The 23,817-nt window shown below is 62.6% G+C and carries 18 protein-coding genes and 1 pseudogene; 8 read left to right on the forward strand and 11 right to left on the reverse strand.

The genetic code is table 11. The features are described from left to right. Positions 1-59: 59 nt before the first annotated feature. The gene (locus EPZ47_RS12695) at positions 60-1,796 is read right to left on the reverse strand and encodes an IlvD/Edd family dehydratase (RefSeq protein ID WP_135845083.1); all 1,737 of its coding nucleotides are present in this window, start codon (positions 1,794-1,796) and stop codon (positions 60-62) included. 193 nt (positions 1,797-1,989) lie between these two features. Between EPZ47_RS12695 and EPZ47_RS12700 the strand changes: the two genes are divergently transcribed. The 7 genes from EPZ47_RS12700 to EPZ47_RS30590 all read left to right on the forward strand — a co-directional run bounded on the left by EPZ47_RS12700 (position 1,990) and on the right by EPZ47_RS30590 (position 8,347). Then, the gene (locus EPZ47_RS12700) at positions 1,990-3,312 is read left to right on the forward strand and encodes an MFS transporter (RefSeq protein WP_123341408.1); all 1,323 of its coding nucleotides are present in this window, start codon (positions 1,990-1,992) and stop codon (positions 3,310-3,312) included. Between the two features lie 159 nt (positions 3,313-3,471). Next, positions 3,472-4,464, forward strand: coding sequence for an AraD1 family protein (gene araD1, locus EPZ47_RS12705; protein ID WP_135845084.1), 993 nt, complete (start codon positions 3,472-3,474; stop codon positions 4,462-4,464). A 12-nt stretch (positions 4,465-4,476) separates the two neighbouring features. Next, positions 4,477-6,057, forward strand: coding sequence for an aldehyde dehydrogenase (NADP(+)) (locus EPZ47_RS12710; RefSeq protein WP_135845085.1), 1,581 nt, complete (start codon positions 4,477-4,479; stop codon positions 6,055-6,057). Between the two features lie 165 nt (positions 6,058-6,222). Beyond that, positions 6,223-6,564, forward strand: a complete 342-nt coding sequence (locus EPZ47_RS12715; RefSeq protein WP_135845086.1) for a DUF5629 family protein — start codon at positions 6,223-6,225, stop codon at positions 6,562-6,564. Further along, a complete protein-coding gene (locus EPZ47_RS12720; protein WP_135845087.1) occupies positions 6,551-7,726 on the forward strand; it encodes a lactonase family protein in 1,176 nt (391 codons plus the stop codon). The genes EPZ47_RS12715 and EPZ47_RS12720 overlap by 14 nt, the downstream gene beginning before the upstream one ends. A gap of 156 nt (positions 7,727-7,882) precedes the next feature. Next, positions 7,883-8,062 (forward strand): hypothetical protein, encoded by a 180-nt coding sequence (locus EPZ47_RS12725; RefSeq protein WP_018611529.1) that lies wholly within the window; start codon positions 7,883-7,885, stop codon positions 8,060-8,062. A gap of 159 nt (positions 8,063-8,221) precedes the next feature. Beyond that, positions 8,222-8,347 carry a hypothetical protein gene (locus EPZ47_RS30590; RefSeq protein WP_003180680.1) on the forward strand — a complete coding sequence of 42 codons (126 nt, stop codon included), beginning with the start codon at positions 8,222-8,224 and terminating at the stop codon, positions 8,345-8,347. 74 nt (positions 8,348-8,421) lie between these two features. Here EPZ47_RS30590 and EPZ47_RS12730 read toward each other — a convergent pair whose 3' ends face one another. The 10 genes and pseudogenes from EPZ47_RS12730 to EPZ47_RS30420 form a co-directional block, all read right to left on the reverse strand. After that, complete coding sequence (locus EPZ47_RS12730; protein ID WP_135845088.1) at positions 8,422-9,024, reverse strand: glutathione S-transferase; 603 nt, start codon at positions 9,022-9,024, stop codon at positions 8,422-8,424. Continuing rightward, entirely contained in the window at positions 9,021-12,662 is a 3,642-nt protein-coding gene (locus tag EPZ47_RS12735; protein ID WP_135845089.1) for an AAA family ATPase, read from the reverse strand. The genes EPZ47_RS12730 and EPZ47_RS12735 overlap by 4 nt, the downstream gene beginning before the upstream one ends. Further along, positions 12,659-13,903 (reverse strand): exonuclease SbcCD subunit D C-terminal domain-containing protein, encoded by a 1,245-nt coding sequence (locus EPZ47_RS12740; RefSeq protein WP_135845090.1) that lies wholly within the window; start codon positions 13,901-13,903, stop codon positions 12,659-12,661. Before EPZ47_RS12740 ends, EPZ47_RS12735 begins: the two co-directional genes overlap by 4 nt. Before the next feature lie 155 nt (positions 13,904-14,058). Next, the gene (locus EPZ47_RS12745; protein ID WP_135845091.1) at positions 14,059-15,696 is read right to left on the reverse strand and encodes a BatD family protein; all 1,638 of its coding nucleotides are present in this window, start codon (positions 15,694-15,696) and stop codon (positions 14,059-14,061) included. Further along, a complete protein-coding gene (locus tag EPZ47_RS12750) occupies positions 15,693-17,429 on the reverse strand; it encodes a tetratricopeptide repeat protein (RefSeq protein ID WP_135845092.1) in 1,737 nt (578 codons plus the stop codon). The genes EPZ47_RS12745 and EPZ47_RS12750 overlap by 4 nt, the downstream gene beginning before the upstream one ends. After that, positions 17,426-18,505 (reverse strand): vWA domain-containing protein, encoded by a 1,080-nt coding sequence (locus tag EPZ47_RS12755; protein ID WP_135845093.1) that lies wholly within the window; start codon positions 18,503-18,505, stop codon positions 17,426-17,428. The genes EPZ47_RS12750 and EPZ47_RS12755 overlap by 4 nt, the downstream gene beginning before the upstream one ends. Next, positions 18,498-18,992, reverse strand: a complete 495-nt coding sequence (locus EPZ47_RS12760; protein ID WP_135845094.1) for a DUF4381 domain-containing protein — start codon at positions 18,990-18,992, stop codon at positions 18,498-18,500. The genes EPZ47_RS12755 and EPZ47_RS12760 overlap by 8 nt, the downstream gene beginning before the upstream one ends. Then, positions 18,989-19,933: a DUF58 domain-containing protein gene (locus EPZ47_RS12765; RefSeq protein ID WP_135845095.1), complete on the reverse strand. Its 945-nt coding sequence runs from the start codon at positions 19,931-19,933 to the stop codon at positions 18,989-18,991. The genes EPZ47_RS12760 and EPZ47_RS12765 overlap by 4 nt, the downstream gene beginning before the upstream one ends. A gap of 9 nt (positions 19,934-19,942) precedes the next feature. Beyond that, complete coding sequence (locus tag EPZ47_RS12770) at positions 19,943-20,902, reverse strand: AAA family ATPase (protein ID WP_025213310.1); 960 nt, start codon at positions 20,900-20,902, stop codon at positions 19,943-19,945. Between the two features lie 401 nt (positions 20,903-21,303). After that, positions 21,304-21,411 (reverse strand): annotated as a pseudogene (locus EPZ47_RS30420) (NAD(P)-dependent oxidoreductase); the annotation flags it as partial. Between the two features lie 172 nt (positions 21,412-21,583). Here EPZ47_RS30420 and EPZ47_RS12785 point away from each other — a divergent pair. Then, a complete protein-coding gene (locus EPZ47_RS12785) occupies positions 21,584-23,737 on the forward strand; it encodes a WG repeat-containing protein (RefSeq protein ID WP_135845097.1) in 2,154 nt (717 codons plus the stop codon). Positions 23,738-23,817: the final 80 nt, after the last annotated feature.

Consider the following 23,817-nt stretch of genomic DNA (forward strand, 5'->3'; position numbering starts at 1 on the left):
GCTATCGCGAGCAAGCTCAGCTCCCACAAAAGCTTGCTCCCACAGGGCGATGGGTGGTGTCAGTGAGAGTGGCGTGGCACCTCGGCGCCGCGGCAACCGACCAGGAAGTCGAAGTCACAGCCCTGGTCCGCTTGCAGGACATGGTCGATGTACAGCTGGCGATAGCCGCCCACCAGCAGTTGTTGCGGAGGAACCAGGTCGGCCAGGCGCGCGGCCAGTTCGGCGTCGGAGATGTCCAGGTGCAGGCGGCCGCTGGCGCAATCGAGCTCGATCCAGTCGCCTTCCTTCACTGCCGCCAAGGGCCCGCCGGCTGCCGCTTCCGGTGCCACGTGCAACACCACCGTGCCGTAGGCGGTGCCGCTCATGCGCGCATCGGAAATCCGCACCATGTCGGTCACGCCCTGGGCCAGCAGCTTGGCCGGCAGGCCCATATTGCCCACTTCGGCCATGCCCGGATAACCCTTGGGTCCGCAGTTCTTCATCACCAGGATCGAGTTGGCATCCACATCCAGCTCCGGGTCATTGATCCGCGCCTTGTACTCGTCGAAGTTCTCGAACACCACGGCACGACCGCGATGCTGCATCAGTTCGGCGGTGGCGGCGGACGGCTTGAGCACCGCGCCCAGTGGCGCCAGGTTACCGCGTAGCACGCAGATGCCGCCGTCGGCGCGGATCGGGTTGTCCAGGGTGCGAATGACTTCGTCCTGGCCGTAGATCGGTGCGTCCTTGGTGTTCTCGCCGATGCTCTTGCCGTTGACGGTCAAGGCATTCGGGTTGGGGATCAGGTTCGCTTCACCGAGACGACGCAGCACGGCGGGCAAACCACCGGCGTAGTAGAACTCTTCCATCAGGAAGCGCCCGGACGGCTGCAGGTCGACGATGGTCGGCATGCCGCGACCGATGCGGGTCCAGTCGTCCAGGTCCAGTTGTACGCCGATGCGCCCGGCAATGGCCTTGAGATGGATCACCGCGTTGGTCGAGCCGCCGATGGCCGCGTTGACGCGGATGGCGTTTTCGAAGGCTTCCTTGGTCAGGATCTTCGACAGCCTCAGGTCTTCACGGACCATTTCCACCGCGCGCATGCCGGACATATGGGCCAACACATAACGGCGTGCATCCACGGCCGGAATCGCCGCGTTGTGCGGCAGGGAGGTGCCGAGGGCTTCGGCCATGCAGGCCATGGTCGAGGCGGTGCCCATGGTGTTGCAGGTACCGGCCGAGCGAGACATGCCGCCCTCGGCCGCGAGGAAGTCGTCAATGGTGATCGTGCCGGCCTTGACCTGCTCGCTCAATTGCCAGACCACCGTGCCCGAACCGATGTCCTGGCCTTTGTGCTTGCCATTGAGCATCGGCCCGCCGGTGACGACGATGGCCGGCACATCGCAACTGGCGGCGCCCATCAGCAAGGCAGGGGTGGTCTTGTCGCAACCGGTGAGCAGCACCACGCCGTCAATCGGGTTGCCGCGAATCGCTTCCTCCACGTCCATGCTCGCCAGGTTGCGGGTCAGCATGGCAGTGGGGCGCAGGTTCGATTCGCCATTGGAGAACACCGGGAATTCCACCGGAAAGCCCCCGGCCTCGATCACGCCGCGCTTGACGTGCTCGGCGATCTGCCGGAAATGCGCGTTGCACGGCGTCAGCTCCGACCAGGTGTTGCAGATGCCGATGATTGGCTTGCCATGGAACTGATGGTCGGCGATGCCCTGATTTTTCATCCAGCTGCGGTACATGAAGCCGTTTTTATCGGCGGTGCCAAACCATTGGGCCGAGCGCAGGGAGGGTTTCTTATCAGACATGATCGATTCTCTTATTGTATGACTATATTGTTCTAGCGTGAGGGTAACATAAGCGCAATTTACGCGGTTTGGAAGTGTTGTTGGGTAAATAGTATTACTATATAGTCCGGTTTAACGGAGGGGTTGTCCTGGCTGTCATTGGCGAGAGAAATCCCCCGAGGTTCTATAACAACAACAATTGGAGAACAGTCCCATGAGCCAGGAATTGCGGCTTATTCGTCGCATCACGCTGAAACTGATTCCCTTCCTGATCCTGCTTTACCTGATCGCCTACGTGGACCGTTCCGCCGTGGGCTTTGCCAAGCTGCACATGGGGGCTGACCTGGGCATTGGCGATGCGGCCTATGGCTTGGGCGCGGGGCTGTTTTTCATCGGTTATTTCCTGCTGGAGATCCCCAGCAACCTGATGCTCGAACGCTTCGGTGCCCGGCGCTGGTTCGCCCGGATCATGATCACCTGGGGCGCCATCACCATCGGCATGGCGTTCGTACAAGGTCCGCATAGCTTCTATGTGATGCGCTTTTTGCTGGGCGCGGCGGAAGCCGGGTTCTTCCCGGGCGTGCTGTACTACATCACTCAATGGTTCCCGGTACGCCATCGCGGCAAGATCCTGGGCCTGTTCATTCTTTCCCAACCCATCGCGATGATGATCACCGGCCCGGTGTCCGGTGGCTTGCTGGGCATGGACGGCATCCTTGGCCTGCACGGCTGGCAGTGGCTGTTCATTGTCATTGGCCTGCCAGCGGTACTGCTGACCTGGCCGGTGCTGCGTTATTTGCCGGATGGCCCGCAACAAGTGAAATGGATGGACCAGGCCGAGAAGGACTGGCTGACGGGTGAGCTGAAAAAAGACTTGCAGGAATACGGCCAGACTCGCCATGGCAACCCGCTGCACGCCCTGAAAGACAAGCGTGTCCTGCTGCTGGCGCTGTTCTACCTGCCCGTGACCCTGAGCATCTACGGCCTGGGCCTGTGGTTGCCGACGCTGATCAAGCAGTTCGGCGGCAGTGATTTGGTTACCGGCTTTGTGTCTTCGGTGCCGTACATCTTCGGCATCATCGGCCTGCTGATCATTCCCCGCAGTTCCGACCGCTTGAACGACCGCTACGGTCATCTGGCCGTGCTCTATGTGCTGGGCGCCATCGGCCTGTTCCTCAGCGCCTGGCTGTCGGTGCCAGTGTTGCAACTGGCGGCGCTGTGCCTGGTGGCGTTTGCGCTGTTTTCCTGCACCGCGGTGTTCTGGACCTTGCCCGGGCGTTTTTTTGCCGGCGCCAGTGCGGCGGCGGGTATCGCGCTGATCAACTCGGTGGGCAACCTGGGTGGCTACATCGGGCCGTTCGTGATTGGTGCGCTGAAGGAATACACCGGTAATTTGGCGTCGGGGTTGTACTTCCTGTCGGGTGTGATGGTCTTTGGCCTGGTATTGACCGGCGTGGTCTATCGCCTGCTGGAGCGCAAGCATGTGCTGCCGGCGGATCAGTTCGCGGCCAGTGCCCGGGGGGCTACGCGTACATAAAAATTTCAGGGGTAACCCCGATCAACTGTGGGAGCGAGCTTGCTCGCGATAGCGGTCTTACATTCACCCATGATGTCGACTGTCAGACTGCAATCACGAGCAAGCTCGCTTCCACAGGGATCAGTGTGTAATTCAAGTTATGTTTGCAGGGAGAAGAATATGCGTTTAGTTCAGTTTGAATTGCCTGACGGTGAACGCCGCGTCGGTGTGGTCGACGGCGAGCAAGTGCGGGAAGTGCAGGGCGCGGGGAGCGTGCGCGACCTGGCGCTGGCGGCCATCGAGGCCGGCGTCAAGCTTGAGCAACAGGTCAATAGCCTGGGCTTGGGCGCCAGCCATGACTACGCCCGGTTGCTCGGTGAACTGCGCATCCTGCCGCCGCTGGATCACCCAGACCCGGCGCACCTGCTGGTCAGCGGCACCGGCCTGACCCACCTGGGCAGTGCTTCGGCCCGGGACAAGATGCACCAGCAGGCCGGCGACGAAAGCGCCATGACTGACACCATGCGCATCTTCAAGTGGGGCGTGGAGGGCGGCAAACCCGAGGCCGGGCAGGCCGGCGTGCAACCGGAATGGTTCTACAAGGGCGACGGCAGCATCGTCGTCCGTCCGGGCCATCCGTTCCCGCTGCCGCCGTTCGCCGAAGACGCGGGCGAGGAGCCGGAAATCAGCGGCCTGTATGTCATCGGCCACGACGCCAAGCCTTATCGCCTGGGCTTTGCGGTGGGCAACGAGTTCTCCGACCACGTGATGGAACGCAAGAATTACCTGTACCTGGCCCATTCGAAATTGCGCAGTTGCAGTTTTGGCCCGGAACTTCGCGTGGGTGAACTGCCTCAACATCTGTCCGGGACCAGTCGTATCCTGCGCAACGGCGAAGTGCTGTGGCAGAACGAATTCCTCAGCGGCGAGGCGAACATGTGCCACAGCCTCGAAAACCTGGAATTCCATCACTTCAAGTACAGTCAGTTCCTGCGCCCGGGGGATGTACACGTTCATTTCTTTGGCACCGCGACGCTGTCGTTCGCCGACGGCATTCGCACTCAGCCGGGGGATGTGTTCGAGATCAGTCAGGCCGAATTCGGCGCGCCGCTGGTCAACGGCATTGCCCCGGTGGACGCGGTGTTCAACCCGGGTACTATCGGCACACTTTAAAGGAGACTTGCGATGAACCAGATCCTTGGCCACAACTACATCGGCGGGGCGCGTAGCGCGGCCGGCCAGACTCGCCTGCAGAGCATCGACGCCAGCACTGGCGAAGCCTTGCCCCATGATTTCATCCAGGCCACGGCAGAAGAAGTCGACGCCGCCGCCAAGGCTGCCGCCGCTGCTTATCCGGCCTATCGCAGCCTGAGCGCGGTGCGCCGGGCCGAGTTCCTCGAAGCCATTGCCGATGAACTGGATGCCTTGGGCGATGAGTTCGTGGCTGTGGTTTGCCGTGAAACCGCATTGCCGGCGGCGCGGATCCAGGGTGAGCGCGGTCGCACCAGCGGTCAGATGCGCCTGTTCGCCAAGGTTTTGCGCCGTGGCGATTTCTACGGCGCGCGCATCGACCGGGCCTTGCCGGAGCGCACGCCGTTGCCCCGTCCGGACCTGCGTCAGTACCGCATCGGCCTGGGCCCGGTGGCGGTGTTCGGTGCCAGCAACTTCCCCCTGGCGTTCTCCACGGCCGGTGGCGACACGGCGTCGGCCCTGGCAGCCGGCTGCCCGGTGGTATTCAAAGCCCATAGCGGGCACATGGCGACCGCCGAGCACGTGGCCGATGCAATTATCCGTGCGGCTGAAAAGACCGCGATGCCAGCCGGTGTGTTCAACATGATCTACGGCGGTGGCGTCGGCGAATGGCTGGTCAAGCATCCGGCGATCCAGGCCGTGGGCTTCACCGGCTCTCTCAAGGGCGGGCGTGCCTTGTGCGACATGGCCGCCGCGCGACCGCAGCCGATCCCGGTGTTCGCCGAAATGTCGAGCATCAACCCGGTGATCGTGTTGCCGCAAGCCTTGGAGAATCGCGCCGAGAGCGTTGCCCGCGATTTGACCGCCTCGGTGGTGCAGGGTTGTGGCCAGTTTTGCACCAACCCCGGTTTGGTGATCGGTATCCGTTCGCCGCAGTTCACTGCGTTCACTCAACAAGTGGCGGCGTTGATCGGCGACCAGGCCCCTCAAACCATGCTCAACGCCGGCACGCTGCAAAGCTACGGCAAGGGCCTGCAGAAATTGTTGGCCCACCCCGGCATCGAGCATCTGGCCGGGCGTGAACAGCAGGGCAACCAGGCCCAGCCGCAGTTGTTCAAGGCCGATGCCAGCCTGTTGGTCAACGGCGACGAGGCGTTGCAGGAAGAAGTGTTCGGCCCGACCACGGTGTTTGTCGAAGTGGCGGACCAAGCCCAGCTCTCTGCCGCGCTGAACGGCCTGCACGGCCAGCTGACCGCGACAATGATCGGCGAGCCGGCGGATTTCGAACGGTTCAGCGAATTGACGCCGTTGCTGGAGCAGAAGGTCGGTCGCATCCTGCTCAACGGTTATCCGACCGGGGTGGAAGTGTGTGATTCGATGGTGCACGGCGGCCCTTACCCGGCGACGTCCGATGCCCGTGGCACGTCGGTGGGGACTTTGGCGATTGATCGTTTCCTGCGTCCGGTGTGCTTCCAGAACTATCCCGACAGCCTGCTGCCGGAGCCGCTGAAGAACGCCAACCCGTTGGGGATCCTGCGGTTGGTGGATGGGGTGCCGGGGCGCGAGGCGGTCTGAGGATCGCGGTCAGGCCGTTACATTGAGGTTGAATGTACCGGCCTCTTTGCGAGCAAGCCCGCTCCCACATCGGAATGCGTTCCCATGTGGGAGCGAGCTTGCTCGCGAAGGCAATCGCCCAGTCAACATCGAGTCTGAAGTTATGGCCCAAGGCCCACTCCCACATTGGGTTATCATGGCAACTTTCCCAATGACCGACTGATCACCATGACTGCCGTTACCGACACCCTGCTGCACGCCCTCGAATCCTGCGACATGCTGATCATTGACGGGTTGTACGCATTCGATTTTTCCCTCGATGAGCAAGATCAGCTGCACGTCGAGTGCATGAATGGCCGCACCCTCGAACACTGGCGTTTCACGCCGACGCAGATGCAGGCCGCGACGTTCGACAAAGCCTCCAAGCACTGGATCATCACCAGCGATTCGGGTGATCACCACCTGGAGTGCGTGGAAGCGACCAGAGGCCACGACGATGATGAGGACGACGAACATGAAGATGCGTAGTCTCTGGCCGTTGTTGATGGCCGGCAGCGTGGGCGCCATGGGCGTTCAGGCAGAAACTGATGAACGTCATCAACTGTTGGTAGGTTCCTACACCGCCGGCCAGAGTCAGGGCATCTACCGGCTGCAATTCGACAGCCGCACCGGCCAGCTCGACGCCAACCCATTGCAAGTGATCAAGACTGACAATCCTTCGTGGCTGACCCTTTCCAAGGACATGACCCGGCTGTTCGTGGTCAACGAAAACGGGCCGGGCCAGAAAGACCCGGTGGGCAAGGTCAGCAGCTACGCCATCGCCCCGAAAACCCATGAACTGAGCCTGATCAACCAAGTGCAGTCCCTGGGCAACGAGCCGACCCATTCCAGCCTCAGTGGTGATGGACGGCATCTGCTGGTCAGCAACTACTCGGTGGTGGAAGACCCGGGTGGCACCCTGGCGGTGTTGCCGGTGGCCGCCGACGGCAAGTTGTCACCCCCGGTGCAGTTGAGCAGCCATCAGCCGAGCCGGGTCAATCCCGAGCGGCAGATGTCGGCCCACGTGCACGCCGCAGTCTCTTCGCCGGATGGCAAGTATGTGTTCGCCAACGACCTGGGGGCGGACAAGGTGTTCGTCTACCGCTACGACCCCAAGGCCAACCCCGAGCTGCCGCTGACCGCCGCCGATCCGGCCTTCGTGCAGTTGCCGCCCGGCAGCGGCCCGCGTCATCTGCTGTTCAGCGCCGACGGCAAGCACGCCTGGTTGACGATGGAGATGACCGCACAAGTGGCGGTGTTCGATTATCAGGATGGACGCTTGACCCAGCGCCAATTGGTCGACCTGGCGGCTGGCAAGCCTCAACCGGGCAGGGCGGCGGCTGCGCTGCATGCCTCCAGGGATGGCAAGTTCCTCTATGTCAGCAACCGTGGCACCACCAACGAAGTGTTGGTGTTTGCCATTGACCCGGCCGCTGGCACACTGAAAGAGCTTCAGCGCCGCTCGGTTGAAGGTGATCACCCCCGGGAGTTCAGCCTCGACCCGAGTGGGAAATTCCTGTTGATCGCCAACCAGAAGAGCAATCAGATCGTGGTGCTCGAGCGCGATCCCAAGACCGGTCTGCTGGGTAAAACTGTGCAGAAGCTAGCGATGGATGCGCCGAGCGATTTGAAGTTCATCGTCCGTCAATAGACCGCAGGCCCCGTTTTTCGGGGCCTTCGTGGTTGTATCAACGAGACTGATATTCGTTAGTCATGCAAAGCATTTCAAGGCAGGACGCCTCGGCGCGTAAGTTTGCTTCACGGCCCCACCGGGCAAGCCAGCCAACTGAATCCGAGGATTACCGCCATGAATCTGAATCTCTTCTCTGTGATCGCTGCTTCCGCCATCTCTGCCACCGTGGCGCTGCCAGCCAGTGCCAGCATCGAAATCAGCGACAAGAAAAACCGCACCCAGAGCTACACCGAGAAATACCTGCAGCAGAGCGCCAACTTCTACGCCGCGCTGGACCACAAGACCCAGCACTGAAAGGTTTTGACGATTGAAGCCTGCGATCTTTTCATCTTTAAGGAGAGAAAAGATCGCAGGCTTCGCCGTTTCTGAACAAATCCCACTGTAATATCACTTGGCCATGTGTTTAAATTTGACGCTATTAAATTGACTCCTTCTCTCATAAGGATCGACATCATGGCGATGCGTCTGGCAGTGATGCTGCTGTTTCTCTATTCCACCCCGATTGTTTCAGCCGCTCAGCCGGATTCCGGCGAGTTGGAAGTGGCTCGTGAGCGATTGTTGAGTTTGCTGAGTGACTGAGTGGGTCGGGTAACGATCAAGAGTGGGACGCATGATTGCTCTTGTGGCGAGGGAGCTTTGTACTGTGTCGATAATTACTTGGCCATGATCGCCACGAACAGCTCGGATTCCAGAAGATGCTGCAGCCATTGCTGTAGATGAGGGTAGGGCGCCTGGGCGAACCACTCACGGTCGACATGGGCGAACTGGCGCACGAACGGCATCAGCGCCACGTCGGCCAGGCTCTGGTGATTCGCCGCCAGGAATGGTCGGGTAGCAAGCAATGCTTCCAGCCTGCGCAGAAAGACCTCGCCCTCGGCCCTATAGTGCTCCATCGCGTGTTCGGGGTGGCGCTCAGGGTATTTGTAGCGGTTCAGATGAAGCTTGAAGACCTGGTCGTTTTCCTCGATCAACGCTGCCGTCAACATTTGGCCTTCGGGGTCGCCGAGCAATCTCCAATTATCCGGATCCTGCTGTGCCAAGGCCCAGCTCATGATCTCCAGGCTTTCATCGATCACCCGGCCCTCAACCTGCAACACCGGCACCGTGCCTTTGCTGGAAAGCGCGAGCATTTCGGGTGGCTTGGCCTTCAGGCTGACTTCGACAATCTCCAATTCGATTGCGCTGTGACGCAACGCCATGCGCGCCCGCATCGCGTAGGGACAGCGACGGAAGGAGTAGAGCGTGGCACGGCTCATTTCACCTCCACCGTGCTCAAGCCATTACCCTGGCGGCGGACCTGGATCTGCACCGGGATCCGCTCGTGCATTTCCTGCACGTGGGAAATCACCGCGACCTTGCGGCCCTGGGCCTGCAATCCGTCAAGCGCATCCATCGCCAATTGCAGCGACTCGGGATCGAGGCTGCCAAAGCCTTCGTCGATGAACAACGACTCGATTTTCAGCGTGCTGGACGCCATCGAGGCCAGGCCCAACGCCAGGGCCAGGGAAACCAGGAAGGTCTCGCCGCCGGATAACGAATGCACCGAGCGCAGTTCATCGCCCATCTCCGTGTCCATCACCAGCAGCCCGAGCATGCTGCCGCCACGTTTGAGCCGGTAGCGACGCACCAGTTGCCGCAATTGGGTGTTGGCGTGGTGCACCAGCAAATCGAGGTTGTAGGCCTGGGCCAGCTTGCGGAAGCGGTCGCCGGTGGCCGAGCCGATCAGCGCATCCAGGCGTGCCCAGCGCTGGTATTCGGCGTAGGCCTGTTCGATCTGCTGGGCCAGGGCCTGGTTGGCGTTCTGCCGCCGCTGGTCCTCGGCCTGTTCGGCGCGCAGTTCGGCGCAGTGTTGTTCGCTGGCGGCGAATTGAGCTTGTAGCTCGGTGAGGGCTTGTGCCAACTGTTCGGGCAGCAGGTTGCCGTTGTGCTGGGCCTGGTGGTTTTGCAGGCGCTGCTCACGTTCGGTGAGTAAGACGCGGGCTTGCTCGATGGCTTTTTCGCTGTTGAGCAAGCGCTGGCGCAACTGGCTGACGTGCTGCTCGTCGAGACTGAGCAAGGCTTCGAGGGACGCGTCGTCCAATTCAGGATGTGTGGTGCGCCACTGCGCGATGGCGGCCGCCAGCGCTTGAAGTTCGCTGTCCAGGGATTGTGCCTGCTCCTGCCGGGCCTTGAGTTCGGCGGCCAACTGCACCAGGTTATTGCGCAGTTCCTGCAGGCGTTGATTGGCTCCTGCTTCGGCATTGCGAGCCTGTTCCAGGGCCTGGTCGATTTGTTGCTGCCACTGTTCGGCGCTGGTGTGTTCACCCAGCAGCTGCGTGAGTTTTTGCTGGCAGGCCTGCTGTTGCTCGGTCAGGGCGCTGAATTGCTGTTGCGCCGACGCCAATTGCTGCACGCGGGTTTGCTGGCGGTCCTGCTCCTTCTCCAGGGTCTGCTGGCGCTGGAGCTGTTCGCTGAGTTCGTCGCGCTGCTGTTCCAATTGCTCCAGCCGTTGGGTGATCTGCTGGTCGAGCTGCATGAAGGTCGCGGCCGGCTCGCTGCGCAGGGCCTGTAGCGTGTCTGCCGGCAACAAGGCGCTGAAGTGGCTCAACTCGTCATCCAGGCGCAGGCGATCACGGGCCAGTTCCTGTTGCTGGTTGTTCAGGTGCTGTAACGCTTGCTGGCTCGCCGTCTCGGCATTGTGCAGTTGCTGCGTCAGGCGCACCGCGTCCTGCTGTAGGGTCAGCAGGGCAGTTTGCCGTTGTTCGTCCTGGCTGATGTGTTGGTGCAGCTGGCTGTTCTGTTGCGCCAGCCAGGCATCGCGTTTGCCAGAATCCTGGGCCAGCAGCTGCGCCGACAGTGGGTGGGCCTCAAGGCTGGGCGCCAGGCCCTGTTGCTGGCCGGCGAGTTGTTCCTGCTGCTGTTTGAGCTCTTTGAGCTGGGCGATGACGCCGCTGTATTGCGCCCGCAGGTCGATGACTTTTTCATTGAGCAGATCGACGGCTTTGCGGGCATTGGCCTCTTCGCTTTCATCATGGCGCCCGAGGCTTTGCAGCAGGGCTTCGGGCTGATGATAGGGATGTTCGACGCTGCCACACACCGGGCACGGCTGGTCGTCCTGCAATTGCGTGCGCAGTTGTTCGACGCTTTCGCTGCGGGCCAGGCGCTGACGTTCCAGCAGTTCGCGGGTGACGGTCAGGGTCTGTTCGGCAATCGCCAGTTCGGCTTTGGCTTCACCGCCTTCACGCACCAGCCGGTCACGTTCCTGCAACGCCCGTTGTTGGCGTTGTTCCAGATCGGCGCCACGTTTGTCCAGTTCCTGCTGGCTGGCCCACAGCCGGGTCAGGTCTTCGAATGCACGCAATTGCTTGCGGTTGTCTTGCAACAGGTTGCCGAGCAACTGGATCTGTTCGGCCACCGCGTCCGGTTCGGCGCCGGCTTCTTTGTAGAGCACTTCGAGGTCTTGCCGGCGGGTTGCCAGGTCCTCGGCGGTGCGGGCGGCGCTTTGCTCCAGGGTGGCGAGTTCGGCCTGGCCCTGGTTCAGGCGATTGCCGATCAGCATCAACTGCTGGAGGCGATCGCGATAGGCCTTCCAAGCGTCGCTCAGTGGTGCAAGGTGGGTGCTTTGTGCAAGCTCGCCGGCGATTCGCTGCAAGCGCGCGGCCACCTGCTTTTGCTGTTCGAGCAAGGTGTCGATTGTGCGCTGGCCCTCGGTGCAGTCCTGTTGCGCTTGCTCCTGACGCTCAGCGCCCTGGCTCGCGTCCCGGGCAAGGCGGGCGAGGGTGCTCTGCTCTTCAAAGGCTTGGCGCAGCAACGGCGCGCTGTCGCTGCTTTGTTGCCGGGCGGTGGCCAGCGCCAGTTGTGCGGCGCTCAAGCCTTTTTCCAGTGCGGCCTGTTGTTCATGCAGGTCGATTTGCTGCTGGGTGAGCTGCTGGATCTGCACCGCCAACGGTTCAAGCTGACGGGTCAGTTCCGTCTGGCGGATGAATTGATGGCGCTGGGGCGCCAGTTGTTCCAGGCGCGTCAGTTTCAGGCGTTGATCTGCCAGGGCGTCCCAATCGGCCTGGGCCTGTTGCAGTTGCTCGGCGGCGCTGGCCTGTTCGTCCTGCAACAGGCGCAGGTCCTTGAGCCAGGTGTGTTGTTGCTCCAATTGCTTGAGTTGCGCCTGTTGGGCCTTGAGTTGTTGCTGGGCGTCGTTGAAGCGCTGGTCCAGCTCGGCCCGGGCCTCGGGGGCGAGTGGGGTGACGCCGGTGGCCTGGTCTTGTAACTGCTTGTGGGTTTCCTTGGCTTGCTTGGCCTTGTCGAAGGCGCGGCGGCCAAGGCGGGTGTACAGGGCGGTGTCGGTGAGCTTTTCCAGGAGTTCGCTGCGGTCGTTGTCATCGGCCTTGAGAAACGCGCTGAACTCGCTCTGAGCCAGCAGCACGGCGCGGGTGAACTGTTCGAAGTTCAGGCCCAGGGCGGCTTCGAGCTGGGCCTTGTATTCACCTTTCTGGCTCGCCAGCAGTTGATCGTTGTCCAGGTCTCGCAGGCTCTGGCGGCTAGCTTGCAGCTTGCCGCCAGCCTTTTCCCGGGCGCGATTGGCTTCCCAGCGGGCCCGATAGCGGCGCCCGTCGATGCCGCGAAAATCCACTTCGGCATAGCCATCGCCGGTGCCGCGGCGCAACAGCGTGCGCGGGTCGCCCGTGGCGATTTCACCGTCGGCGTCTGGCACCTTGGCGTCACGCCCGGTGTTGTTGAGGCGCGGTACGGCGCCGAACAGCGCCAGGCACAAGGCATCGAGCAGCGTGCTCTTGCCGGCGCCCGTGGGACCGGTGATGGCGAACAGACCGGCGCTGGCCAAGGGTTCTGCAGTGAAATCGATTTCGAAAGGCCCGGCCAGGGAGGCGAGGTTCTTGAGGCGGATCGCGAGAATCTTCATGGTTGCTCGCTCTCCATCTGCACGTCTTGCAACAGCACGGCAAAATCCTTGAGGGTCTGTTCATCCACTTCGTTGCCGTAGGTGTCCTGCCAGGCACGGCTGAACAGTTCCTGCGGGCTGAGTTGATCCAGCTCGATCAGCGCCGCGCCATCATCGGCACCGCCGGTGCTACCGTTGCCGGCGTACTCGGCGGCGATCCGCACCAGGCGCACGGCCTTGCCTTGCAGCGCGGTTTCCACCTGGTGACGCAGGTCCGGTTGCGGCTCGTCGAGGCGCACCCGGACTTCCAGCCAGGGCTGACGCTGGACGTCAGCCAACAGGTCGATGTCCGGCAGGTCCTTGAGTTGCACCAGGATATCGGCCAACGGTGCCGGGCCCAGGCGTTGCAGGTTGACGGCCCGGGGAATCAGGCGTGGCTCGACCTTGACCAGGGTGTCGCCGTCCAGGGTGATGTCGAGGATCTGATGCTGATAGCCGATCTCCGAGAACGACAGCGGAATCGGCGAGCCGCTGTAGCGGATCCGTTCTTCACCGTTGACCTTCTGCGGCTTGTGCAAGTGGCCGAGGGCGACGTAGCTGATGCTCGGGCCGAACAGGCTGGCGGGCAGGGCCTCGGCGTTGCCGATGATCAGGCTGCGCTCGGAGTCTTCGGACACCGAACCGCCGGCCATGTGCGCATGGCTGATGGCGATCAGCGCCTGGCCTTTCTTGCGTTTGCTGTTGGCGGCGGCGATCAGCCATTCATGAACCTGGCCGATACCGCGCAAGTAGTCGTCACCCAGTTGCGCGCCGGTGACTTCGGCGGGCCGCAGGAACGGCAGGGCCAGGCACCACGCCTTGACCTTACCCTTGGCGTCGGGCAATGGCAGCAGCAGGCGTTCGACGTCCAACTGCCCGTCGTCCAGCCACAACACCCGGCCCAGGGCATGGGTGCGCAAGCGGCGCATCAGCGGCGCGGGCAGTTCGATCCGCGAGCCGGAGTCGTGGTTGCCGGCGATCATCACGATGGTCAGGTTGGCATTTTGCTCATGGGCGTTGACGATGAAGTCGTACAGCCGTTCCTGGGCTTTGACCGGCGGGTTGACGGTGTCGAAAATATCCCCGGCGATCAGCAGCACGTCGGGTTTTTCGCTGGTCAGTTGGCGCAGCAGCCATTCGAGGAAACAGGCGTGTTCGAAATCACGCTCCTGGCCGTGCAGGTTTTGCCCCAGGTGCCAGTCGGAGGTGTGAAACAGACGCAAGGTGAACTCCAGAAAACAGATGATGGCCGCGGGAAGATGGGCGGCTAAAAGAGAAGGAGTTTACTGGGAAACAGCAGAGAGGACCCGTGCAACTTCTCCGGTTGAGCTGGTACCCGTCCCTTCGCCACAAAAAGCTCTATGTGCCGCAAAAAGGGTTATTTGGGGTAAAGCGGCGGCAATCCACTGTCGCCCAGTGGGTCCTGGGAGCGTTCTGCGGTGGGAATGGTGCGAATGGCCCGCCACAGGTCCTCGCCTTGCCAGAGCTGGCCGGTCTCGCTGTAGAGTGCGCCGTTGAGGCCGTCGAGGGCGTCGGACAGCGGTACGAAGCGCGCCGCCATGTCGGCCAGGGTTTCCGGTTGCTGGCGGGCCCAGGCGTCGAGGGCCTGGCGGGTGGCGTGGGGGTCGTTGGCCAGGCAGGTACGCTTGAGATCATCCAGCAGGGTGCGCGGGCTGGGGCCGGCCTGGGTCGCGCGCAGGACGGCGGGCTGCGAGCGGGCTCGCCACCACAGGCCGAAGCCGAGCAGCGTGGTGCAGGCCAGGATCAGGCTGCTCAATTGCCAATACCACAGGCTGTCGCTCTCGACGGTCGTCACGATCTGCGCCGTGCCCGCCGGCGTATCCACCATCAGGCTCGGATTGTTCGCCACTTGCAGGGTTCGCGCCGGCAGGCTGGTACGGTCCAGGTGGTTTTCCAGGGTGTTCCACCAGACCACTTCCACCGGCGGCAGCTCGATGGTGCCGCTGCGGTTGGGCACCAGGGCTTCACGGTCTTCGCGGCTGCCCACCAGCCCGCGTTCACTGCTGCGGCTGCTGAGTACCGGCTGGTCTGGATAGCGCCGCAGGCCATTGATCTCCGTGGCCGGCAGGGGCGGCAACTGGGCGCTGGCCAGGCCTTCGGCTTCCAGGGTCAGGCTGCGGGTCAGGGAGTCGCCGACCTGGCTGTGGGTCGGTTCCGGGCTCCAGCTTTCACTCAAGGACAGGCTGCGTGCTGGCAACCAGGGCACATCGGCCGGGTAGCTGGTTGGCTTGGGATTGACGGTCAGCTGCAGTTGCTCGGAGCTGACGCGCATCAGTTGGCCGGGTTTCGGCCCCGAAGGCACCGCGCCCTGGGCCACCGGCTCGACCAGGGTGGCGCTGAAGGTCTGGGCCGGAATCGTCAGCTCGCCGCTGCGCTGCGGGTAGATGCCGTAGCGCAGTTCGATCACGCCGTGGCGCACATCGTTGATGACCTTTTCATAAGTGCGCGACTCGCCGAGCTGTTCGGTGCGAGCGTCGGGGATGTGCAGCGGTGTCAGGCTGCTGTCGTCGTACAGCGACACCGAGTGGTAGATGCGCAGGGTCAGGATTGCCTGGGCCTGCACATACACTTGGGTCTGGTCGAGGCTGGCCTCGATGAACACCGGCGCCAGGTTGCCGGATGCATTGCGGGTCTCACTTTCGATCACTTGCAGGGTGATCGGTTGGCTGCTCACTTCTCCCAGTTGCAACGGCGGAATCGTCACGGTGCCGCTCTGGCGTGGCAGCAGGGTCACGATCCAGCGGGTGGTGGCGCGGTTCTCGCCGTCGAGGGTGGTCAGCTGGTTGACCTGGCGGGTGCCACGCACGTCGAACAGTGCCTGGAGTGGGCTCAGGTCGGGTTTGCCGAACAGCGTGGCGTCATTGGACTCCAGGGTCAGTTCCACGGTTTCCCCGGAATTCAGGCGGCCGCGATCCACACTGGCGGTCAGCTGTGCTGCCTGGGTTCCAGAGGCCCAGAGCAGCAACACGAGGAGGTAGGCGGTGAAGCGGGTCATGGGGTTTTTCCCTGGGCCTGATGGCTTTGCTGTTCATACCAGAATTTACGCCTGAGCAGTTCCCCTGGGTTGTCCGGGATCTGGCGCAGCCATTGTTCCAGTGCCTGGCGCTGTTCTTCTTCGTTACGCTGGCCGGCGGCGGGGCGCAGCGGTGGCGTGGTGGTCTGCTCGTCCGGCAACTCACTGCCCGGCACATCCTGGGCGCCGGGCGGTGGCGGGGTGCGCGGCGCCTGGGCCTCGTCCGGCGCTTCGGTCGTTTCGGAGGAGGGCTGTCCCTGTTCCGAAGACTGGCTTTGCCTCTCGGTATCCGGCGCTTGCTCCGCGGGACCCGGTTCCTCGCTTTCGGCAGGCTTGGGTTCTTCCGGTGGTGGTGCCTGTTCTTTCAACAAGCTTTCCACCAGCGCCTTGTTGGTCTGGGCGGGGCGCAGGTCCGGTTGCAACTCCAGGGCCTGTTCATAGGCATCCAGCGCGGCTTCCAGTTCGCCGCTCCTGGCCAGGGCGTTGCCACGATTGTAATGGGCGCGGGCGTCGGTGCCCTCGGCAAAGCGCCGGGCGGCTTCGCTGTAGTCACCGGCTTCGTACAGGGCGACGCCTTGCCATTGGCGCTCCTCGAAGTGCTCGGCGGCCTCGGCCGGGCGCTTCTGCTTGAGCAAGTGCTGGCCCTGTTGGTCGGGGCGCAACCACAAATCCTGGAACTCAAAGGCGTGCCCGGTTTGCGGCAACACGAACAGCAGCGGCAGGCAGAACAGCCAGCCTCGACGTCCGGCGCAGGCGGCCAGCAGCAACAGCGGCAGGAGCAGCCAGTAGCCCTGGTCGGCCCAGCTGTCCAGGCGCAAGGTCTGACCGTCGCTGCGCAGATGGCGTGGGCCGTCCAGCAGGCCCAGGCCGCGCAGGTCACTGTCGTCCAGCCGTGCCGGGCGGTAACGACCGTCCAGCTCATTGATAAAGGCTTTGAGGCTTGGGCTGTCCAGGCGCGGCACCAGAATCGCGCCTTGAGCGTCCTTGAGGTAACTGCCATCCTCCTGGGCTACCGGCGCGCCTTCCCGGGTACCGATGCCCAGCATCAGCAAGCGCGTGGCAGAACCGTCCATGATCTGGCGAATGTGCTCGCGTTCCTGCTCGTTCAACGAAGAACCGATCAGCAGGATCCGGCCATGGCCTAACCCGCTCTGCTCCAGCAGGGCCATGGCCTTGTTGACCGCCAGGTCGGCGCGATGGCCGCTTTGCGGCATGATCGACGGCGCGAGGGCTTCGAGCAGGTTGGCGCTGGTGGACAGGTCGTCGGACAGTGGCACCAGCGTGTGGGCGCTGCCGGCATAGACGATGATCGCGGTCTGGGCGTCGCTGCGGTTGTGCAGCAGGTCCAGGACCTTGCGTCGCGCCTGCTCCAGTCGTGTAGGCGGGACGTCGGTGGCGAGCATCTCCGGCGTCAGTTCCAGCACCACCACCAGCGGATCGGCGGGTTTCTGGCTGGCCTGTTCAACCCGCGCCCAGCTAGGCCCCAGTAACGCCAGCAGCATCAACAGCCAACCCAGGCCCAGGGCAATCCACGGCAGCCTGCTTTCACGGCCACTGCCGCCACTGAGCAGCACCGCGTGAAAGGCCGGAGGCAAGATCATCTGCCAGCGCCCGACGCGTTTTTGCCGATGCCACAGTTGCCAGAGCAACCAGCCCAGCAACGGCAACAGCAAGATGAACCAGGGGCGTAGCCAGTGCGGCCAGAGGGCGATCATCGACGCCTCCGCAAGCGCAGGCGCTTGAGCCGCTGACGCCACTCGGCATGTTGGCTGGTCTGGAACAGCGGCCGATTGAACAGGCGCTGCAGTGGATTGTCCGGCCAGCGCTCCCACACCACCAGCAACACACTCAATAGCAACGCCAGGGCCAGGGGCCAGTGATAAAGCGCCAGGGCAGGGCGGGCCTGGGTCGGTTGCTGGGTCACCGGCTCGAGCTGGTCGAGGGCAGTTTTGATCGCCAGCAGTTGTTCACCATCCTGGGCGCGAAAATACTGGCCGCCCGTGACATGAGCGATGTCCTTGAGTGTCGGCTCGTCGAGGTCCAGGCTCGGGTTGATGCCGAGCAAGCCCGTCGTGCCGCTTTGTTCCGGGTCGGCGCCGATGCCGATCGGGTAGATTTTCACGCCTTCGTCGGCGGCCAGTCGCGCGGCGGTCAGTGGGTCGATTTCACCGCCGTTGTTGGCCCCATCGGTGACCAGGATCAGCACCCGGCTGTGGGCCGGACGCTGGCGCAGGCGCTTGAGGGCCAGGCCGATGGCGTCGCCGATGGCGGTGTTCTTGCCGGCGATGCCGATACGCGCCTCGTCGAGCCAATGTCGCACGGTGCGGCGATCGAAGGTCAGTGGTGCCTGCAGATAGGCCTGGCTGCCGAACAGGATCAGGCCGACCCGGTCGCCTTCGCGGCCCTCGAGAAAATCCCCGAGCATATGCTGCACCAGCGTCAGGCGACTGACCTCTTCGTCCCGCCACTGCATGTCGGGGAAATCCATGGAGCCTGAAACGTCCACCGCCACCAGCAGGTCACGGCCGCTGGCGGCAATTGGCAGCGGCTCGCCGAGCCATTGAGGGCGGGCGGCGGCCATCAACAACAGCAGCCAGAGCAGGATGAAGGGTGTCTGTTGACGCCAGCTCGGCAGATTGGCCCGGGCCCGACGCCCCACCAGGCCTTCGAGGTCGCCCAGGAAACTGACCTTGAGCGCCGGCTCGCCGCTATCGGCCGCCGGCAATACCAGGCGCATCAGCCAGGGCAGCGGCAACAGGGCGAACACCCACGGCCAGGCGAATTCAAACATGTTTGCGAATCCAGATTTCGACTGCTTGGGTCAGGCCGGCGATGGCTTTGTCATCGAGTTTGCATTCGGGCTTGTAGGCACCTTCCACCAGCACCATCCAACGAGTGAGGCCGGCTGCGGGGCAGCGGTTATCCAGGAAGGCCAGCCACTTGCGCCCGTTGAGGGTGTGGCTCTGGCTGTAGGGGTAGTGGTTGCGACACAGTCGCTTGAGCAGCCCGTTGAGTTGTTGCAGCCAGGCCCCGGCCGGCGCTCCGTCATAAGGTTTGGGCAGCAAGGCGAGCTCGGCCAGGGCGGCCAGGCGCACCGGGTCCAGGGGTTGCTCGGCGCGGGCGACGTTGCGCTTGGCGGGAATAAACCGACGTAGCTGCCACAAGCCCAGGCCCAGCAACGGGATCAACACCAGCAGCAACCACCAGCCTGGCGCGGGAGGCCAGAAACCTATGGGGGGCGGCGCCATCAGCGGCTGCAATTGATCCAGATTGCTCATCGGCTTTTCCCGGCCCGCTTGGGGTTCAGGTATTCGCGCAGTTGTTCGACCATATCGCCCTGGGTACTCAGGGGCATCATCAGGATCCGCAGTTTCTGCGCCAGTATCTCCCAGCGCTCCTGGCGTGCCTCGGCCTGGGCGCGATAGGCCTGGCGCAGTTCGAAGTTCAGGGTGTCGAGCTCCAGCTGCGAATCGCGTTGGGCAAAACGTAGCAGGCCGGCGGCGGGCAGGGCGTGATCCAGTGGGTCCGACAGGGGTAGCAGCAACAGATCGCAATGGCGCGACAGCAGGCTCAGTTGTTGCTCGGCACTGTCGGACAGCGCGCGCTCGTCGCAAATCACGATCACCAGGCTGCCGGGCCGCAGCACTTCCCGGGCCCGACGCAGGGCAATGCCGAACGAATCGCGGTCCGGCTCGCCTTCGGTGTGCAGCGACTGATTGACCCGCACCAGGCGGTTGAGCAGTTGCAGAAGGCTCTGTTTGCTGCGCCGAGGCTTGACCTCGTAATGGGTGTTGTCGCCGAACACCAGCCCGCCGACCCGGTCATTGTGCCCCAGCGCGGCCCAGCCGATCAGGCTGGCGGCCTGTGCGGCAAGCACCGACTTGAACATCAGCCCGGAGCCGAAGAACAGCCGGTGGCTTTGCTCGATCATGATGAAAATCGGCCGTTCCCGTTCTTCGTGGAACAGTTTGGTGTGAGGCTCCTGGGTACGCGCGGTGACGCGCCAGTCAATGGTGCGCACATCGTCGCCGGCCTGATAGACCCGCACTTGATCGAAATCCACCCCGCGCCCGCGCAGCTTGGAATGGTGCAAGCCGATCAGCGGGCTGCGCTGGCCGGGGGTGGAAAACAACTGCACCTCGCGCACGCGATGGCGCATCTCGATCAGCTCCGAAAGGCTGATGCGGATGCCCGGTGCGGGCGCCAGTGGGTTATTCATGACTCATACTCAAGCGACAGCGACGACGTCGAGAATCCGCTGCACGACCCGGTCCTGGTCGATGCCGGCGGCTTCGGCTTCGAACGACAGGATGATGCGATGGCGCAGCACGTCGAACAGCACGGCCTGGATATCTTCCGGGCTGACGAAGTCGCGTCCGGCCAACCAGGCGTGGGCACGGGCGCAACGGTCCAGGGCGATGGAGCCCCGCGGGCTGGCGCCATAGGCGATCCACTCGGCCATCTCCGGGTCGAACTTGGCCGGTGTGCGGGTGGCCATGACCAGTTGCACCAAGTATTCCTCCACGGCATCGGCCATGTACAAACCGAGGATTTCCTTGCGCGCGGAGAAAATCGCCTGCTGGCTGACGCGGCGTTCGGGCTTGGTTTCGCCGTTCAGCGCTTCACCCCGGGCCTGCTGCAGGATGCGGCGTTCCACTGCGGCGTCCGGGAAGCCGATCTTGACGTGCATCAGGAAGCGGTCGAGCTGGGCTTCGGGCAGCGGGTAGGTGCCTTCCTGCTCGATTGGGTTCTGCGTGGCCATTACCAGGAACAGCGGCGACAGTTCATAGGTGCTGCGCCCGACGCTGACCTGCCGCTCGGCCATGGCTTCGAGCAAGGCCGACTGGACCTTGGCCGGGGCGCGGTTGATTTCGTCCGCCAGCACCAGGTTGTGGAAAATCGGCCCCTGCTGGAACACGAAACTGCCGGTTTCCGGGCGATAGATTTCCGTGCCGGTGATGTCGGCAGGCAGCAGGTCGGGGGTGAACTGGATGCGATGGAATTGCGCTTCGATGCCCTCGGCCAACTCTTTGATGGCCTTGGTCTTGGCCAGCCCCGGCGCGCCTTCCACCAACATGTGGCCGTCGGCGAGCAGGGCGATGAGCAGGCGCTCGATGAGTTTTTCCTGGCCGAGAATCTGCGTTGAAAGAAAGGTTCGCAGCGCCAGCAGCGCTTCACGATGTTCCATCGGTGACTGTTCCTGGAAAGGGTGGCCCCGGGCGTTCGGATAACGCCGGGGCTGGGGTCGTTACTTTAATGCATGGCGGGGTGTGGCGACTAACGGGATTTTGTCTGGCATGCAGAATTGTGATCGGCTTGGATTCATTGTGGGAGCGGGCTTGCTCGCGAAAGCGGTGTGTCAGTCGATGAAAAGGTTGCCTGACACTAAGCCTTCGCGAGCAAGCTCGCTCCCACAGGGGATCTTGGGTGAGCAACGATTCTATGAATGCCCCAGACCAGTGTGGGAGCTGAGCTTGCTCGCGATGACGGCGGCACATTCAACCTCAATGCAGCCTGACCCACCGCTATCGCGAGCAAGCTCGGCGCAGCCCAGCGGGGATAAATCCCCTCGCCACAAAAACTGCGCCCGGCTTCATCCACCACCTTGCCCCGGGAGATCTTGATGAAGATGCTCTCGGGATACATCCGTGCGAACACTTAGGCGCCGATCACTCCTTGTGTCTCAGCCGTAACGGGATTCCCGACACTAGAGCGACGACGATGGCTCGTCTCAGTCAAACAGCCGGTGCAGAGGTCATGTGGCTCCTGCTGTGAAGCGGCAGATCAGCACCGTCCAGGCGATTTGCAGAGCGCAAGGCCGTGTGCTTAGCTGCCTGCATTTCCCGGCCCTTTGACTACCGAAGCCCTTATGAACTTTACCCAGCCTCGTTTGAGATTGCTGTCGATACTGAGTGTGACTCTGTTAATCCTGGGCTGTACGGCCTACTACCTGCTTCGCCCGGACGGTGCACCGGCATATGAAGGCTTTAGCGCCGAGGACATGAACGAAGGCGGTATAGAAGACATCGGTACGCTGGCGCTGCCCGAGGTGGAAAAGCGCTTGAATTACTTGATCCATGACACGGGTGACAGCCTCAGGTCGTTGGCGCTGGTCATGGACGCGCAATTGAGCCTGACTATTGGCGCAACCGAGCCGGCCAGCGAGCAGGCGTTGCAATACGAGGAACTGTTTGTCCCGTTCACCAGTGCGCAGCTGAAAACCGCACTGGCGTCGGTCCAGGACCTGCGTTTCGCCCAGAAGCTGTTTGCCGATGGTTCCGAAGTGAGGCTCGATACCAGCAGCCTTGATCCGCTCTGGAAGCGCGCGGCCACGCCGGATGAGCCGGTGGCTGCGCAGTACCGGCCGGAGCGCCTGCGTTTTCGCGACGGCAGCGAAAAAAACTTTGCCGATCTCACGGCGCCGGCCCAGATTGAGTCGGACGAGATACTGTCGCCCCGTGAAACGATCGCACTTTCGGTCAACAAACCCTTGGCCAGTCTCGGCCTGACGATCGCTTACCGCAGCTACCCGGGGTTCAAGAAAGTCGTTCTGGACAAGGACCACCCCAAGGTTGCCCTGGACGACGGTCAATCTTTCCAGCTCACGGCCCTGGGTGATGACAGCGCCTCATTGCGGCTGAGTACGCTGAAAACGTCGACCTTGGTGGTGCAAGGGGTGACCGAGGCGGGCAAGGCGCTCTACAGCAACGGGAACAACACTCGTTCCTTCCCCTCGGACGAGGACATTGCGGCGTTGCGTGACTATCACGCTGCGCTGCTCGAGACCAAGAAGGATCTCGCGCAGCTCAAGACCGGTCAGGCTGTGCAGCAGCGGCTGGAGCAGGTGACCCAGGCGCTTGTCACCGGGGTGGGGCCGCTGAAGAACACCGAGGCCGACTACCACTTCGAGGCTACCCCGCAGCGCATCGTCATTCATGTACTTGATCCGCTGGAAGACAACACCGTTGAGTTCACCCAGGTCGACAACGTCCTCGCGGAACAAGCGCGTTACATCGCTCTGGACCGGAGCGCCGAGCGCTATGGCTTCATCGATCAGGCCGGCCAGTGGGTGATCAAACCCCGTTGGGTGCAGGTGCAAGATAGCCTGATGGCCGATACCTACACGTTGTTTACCCCGGAAAAATCCAGCGATCCCGAGTCGGACGGACAGGCGTTGCGCAGCCAACTCGCCTATTTTCCCGCCGGCAGCAACAAGCTCGTGGACCTGCCGTTCGAATACATCACCGAGGCGTTGAGCAATGGCCTGCTGTTGGTGGAACGGGAAACCAACGGACCTTATGGGCTTTACGACGCCAGGAATCATCGTTTCATATTACCGATGAAGTTCGTCAACCCCACCGTGACCGACAATGTGTTCATTGCCCGTCTCGGCAAGCGAACCGATGTCATGGAAGGCCTGTACGGTGCCTATACCCTGGATGGCAAGGAAATCCTGCCGACGCAATTCTCGGGTATCGAGCACCGCGAGGGTTTTCTTTACACCAGCTCCGCCGATCGGAGCCGACAGGACGTTTTCGACCTGGAAGGTAAACGGATCAATCTTCAGGGTTATAACGTGATAGGTCGATTCGTGGGGCAGCAACCGTTACTGGTGCAGGACACTAAAAGCAGGAAATTCGCTTTTATCAATCGCCAGGGCGCGCGGCTACCCATCAAATTGCCGTATGACGAGGTGGCGCCGTTTTCCAACGGCATGGCGGTGGTCGGGCGCAATGGCAGCTACGGTGCCATCGACCTGGCGGGCACGTTGCAGGTCCCACTGGATTACACCCAGATCAACGCGTTCCAGACCCGTTACGCAGCGGCCATCCGGGCCGGCGGTGGTTCCGGGCTGGTCCTGATCAGTCAAACCAACAAGTTGATCAAGGAATTGGGTTCCTACACCAGCCTGAAGGTGCCGGATAACGGCAATGAAGCCCGTTACTACGTGAGGGATCCCAGTAATAGTGACGAGTACCTGGTCTATGACGCCGATGGCAATCTCGTGCAGAAAGACGAATAGGCGCTGATGCACTGAACCTGTGGCGAGGGAGCTATAGGTGTAGGAGCTGTCGAGCGGGAACAAGCTCCCTCGCCACAGGG

Origin of the sequence: Pseudomonas viciae (genome assembly GCF_004786035.1) — a bacterium.
GTDB lineage: Bacteria > Pseudomonadota > Gammaproteobacteria > Pseudomonadales > Pseudomonadaceae > Aquipseudomonas > Aquipseudomonas viciae.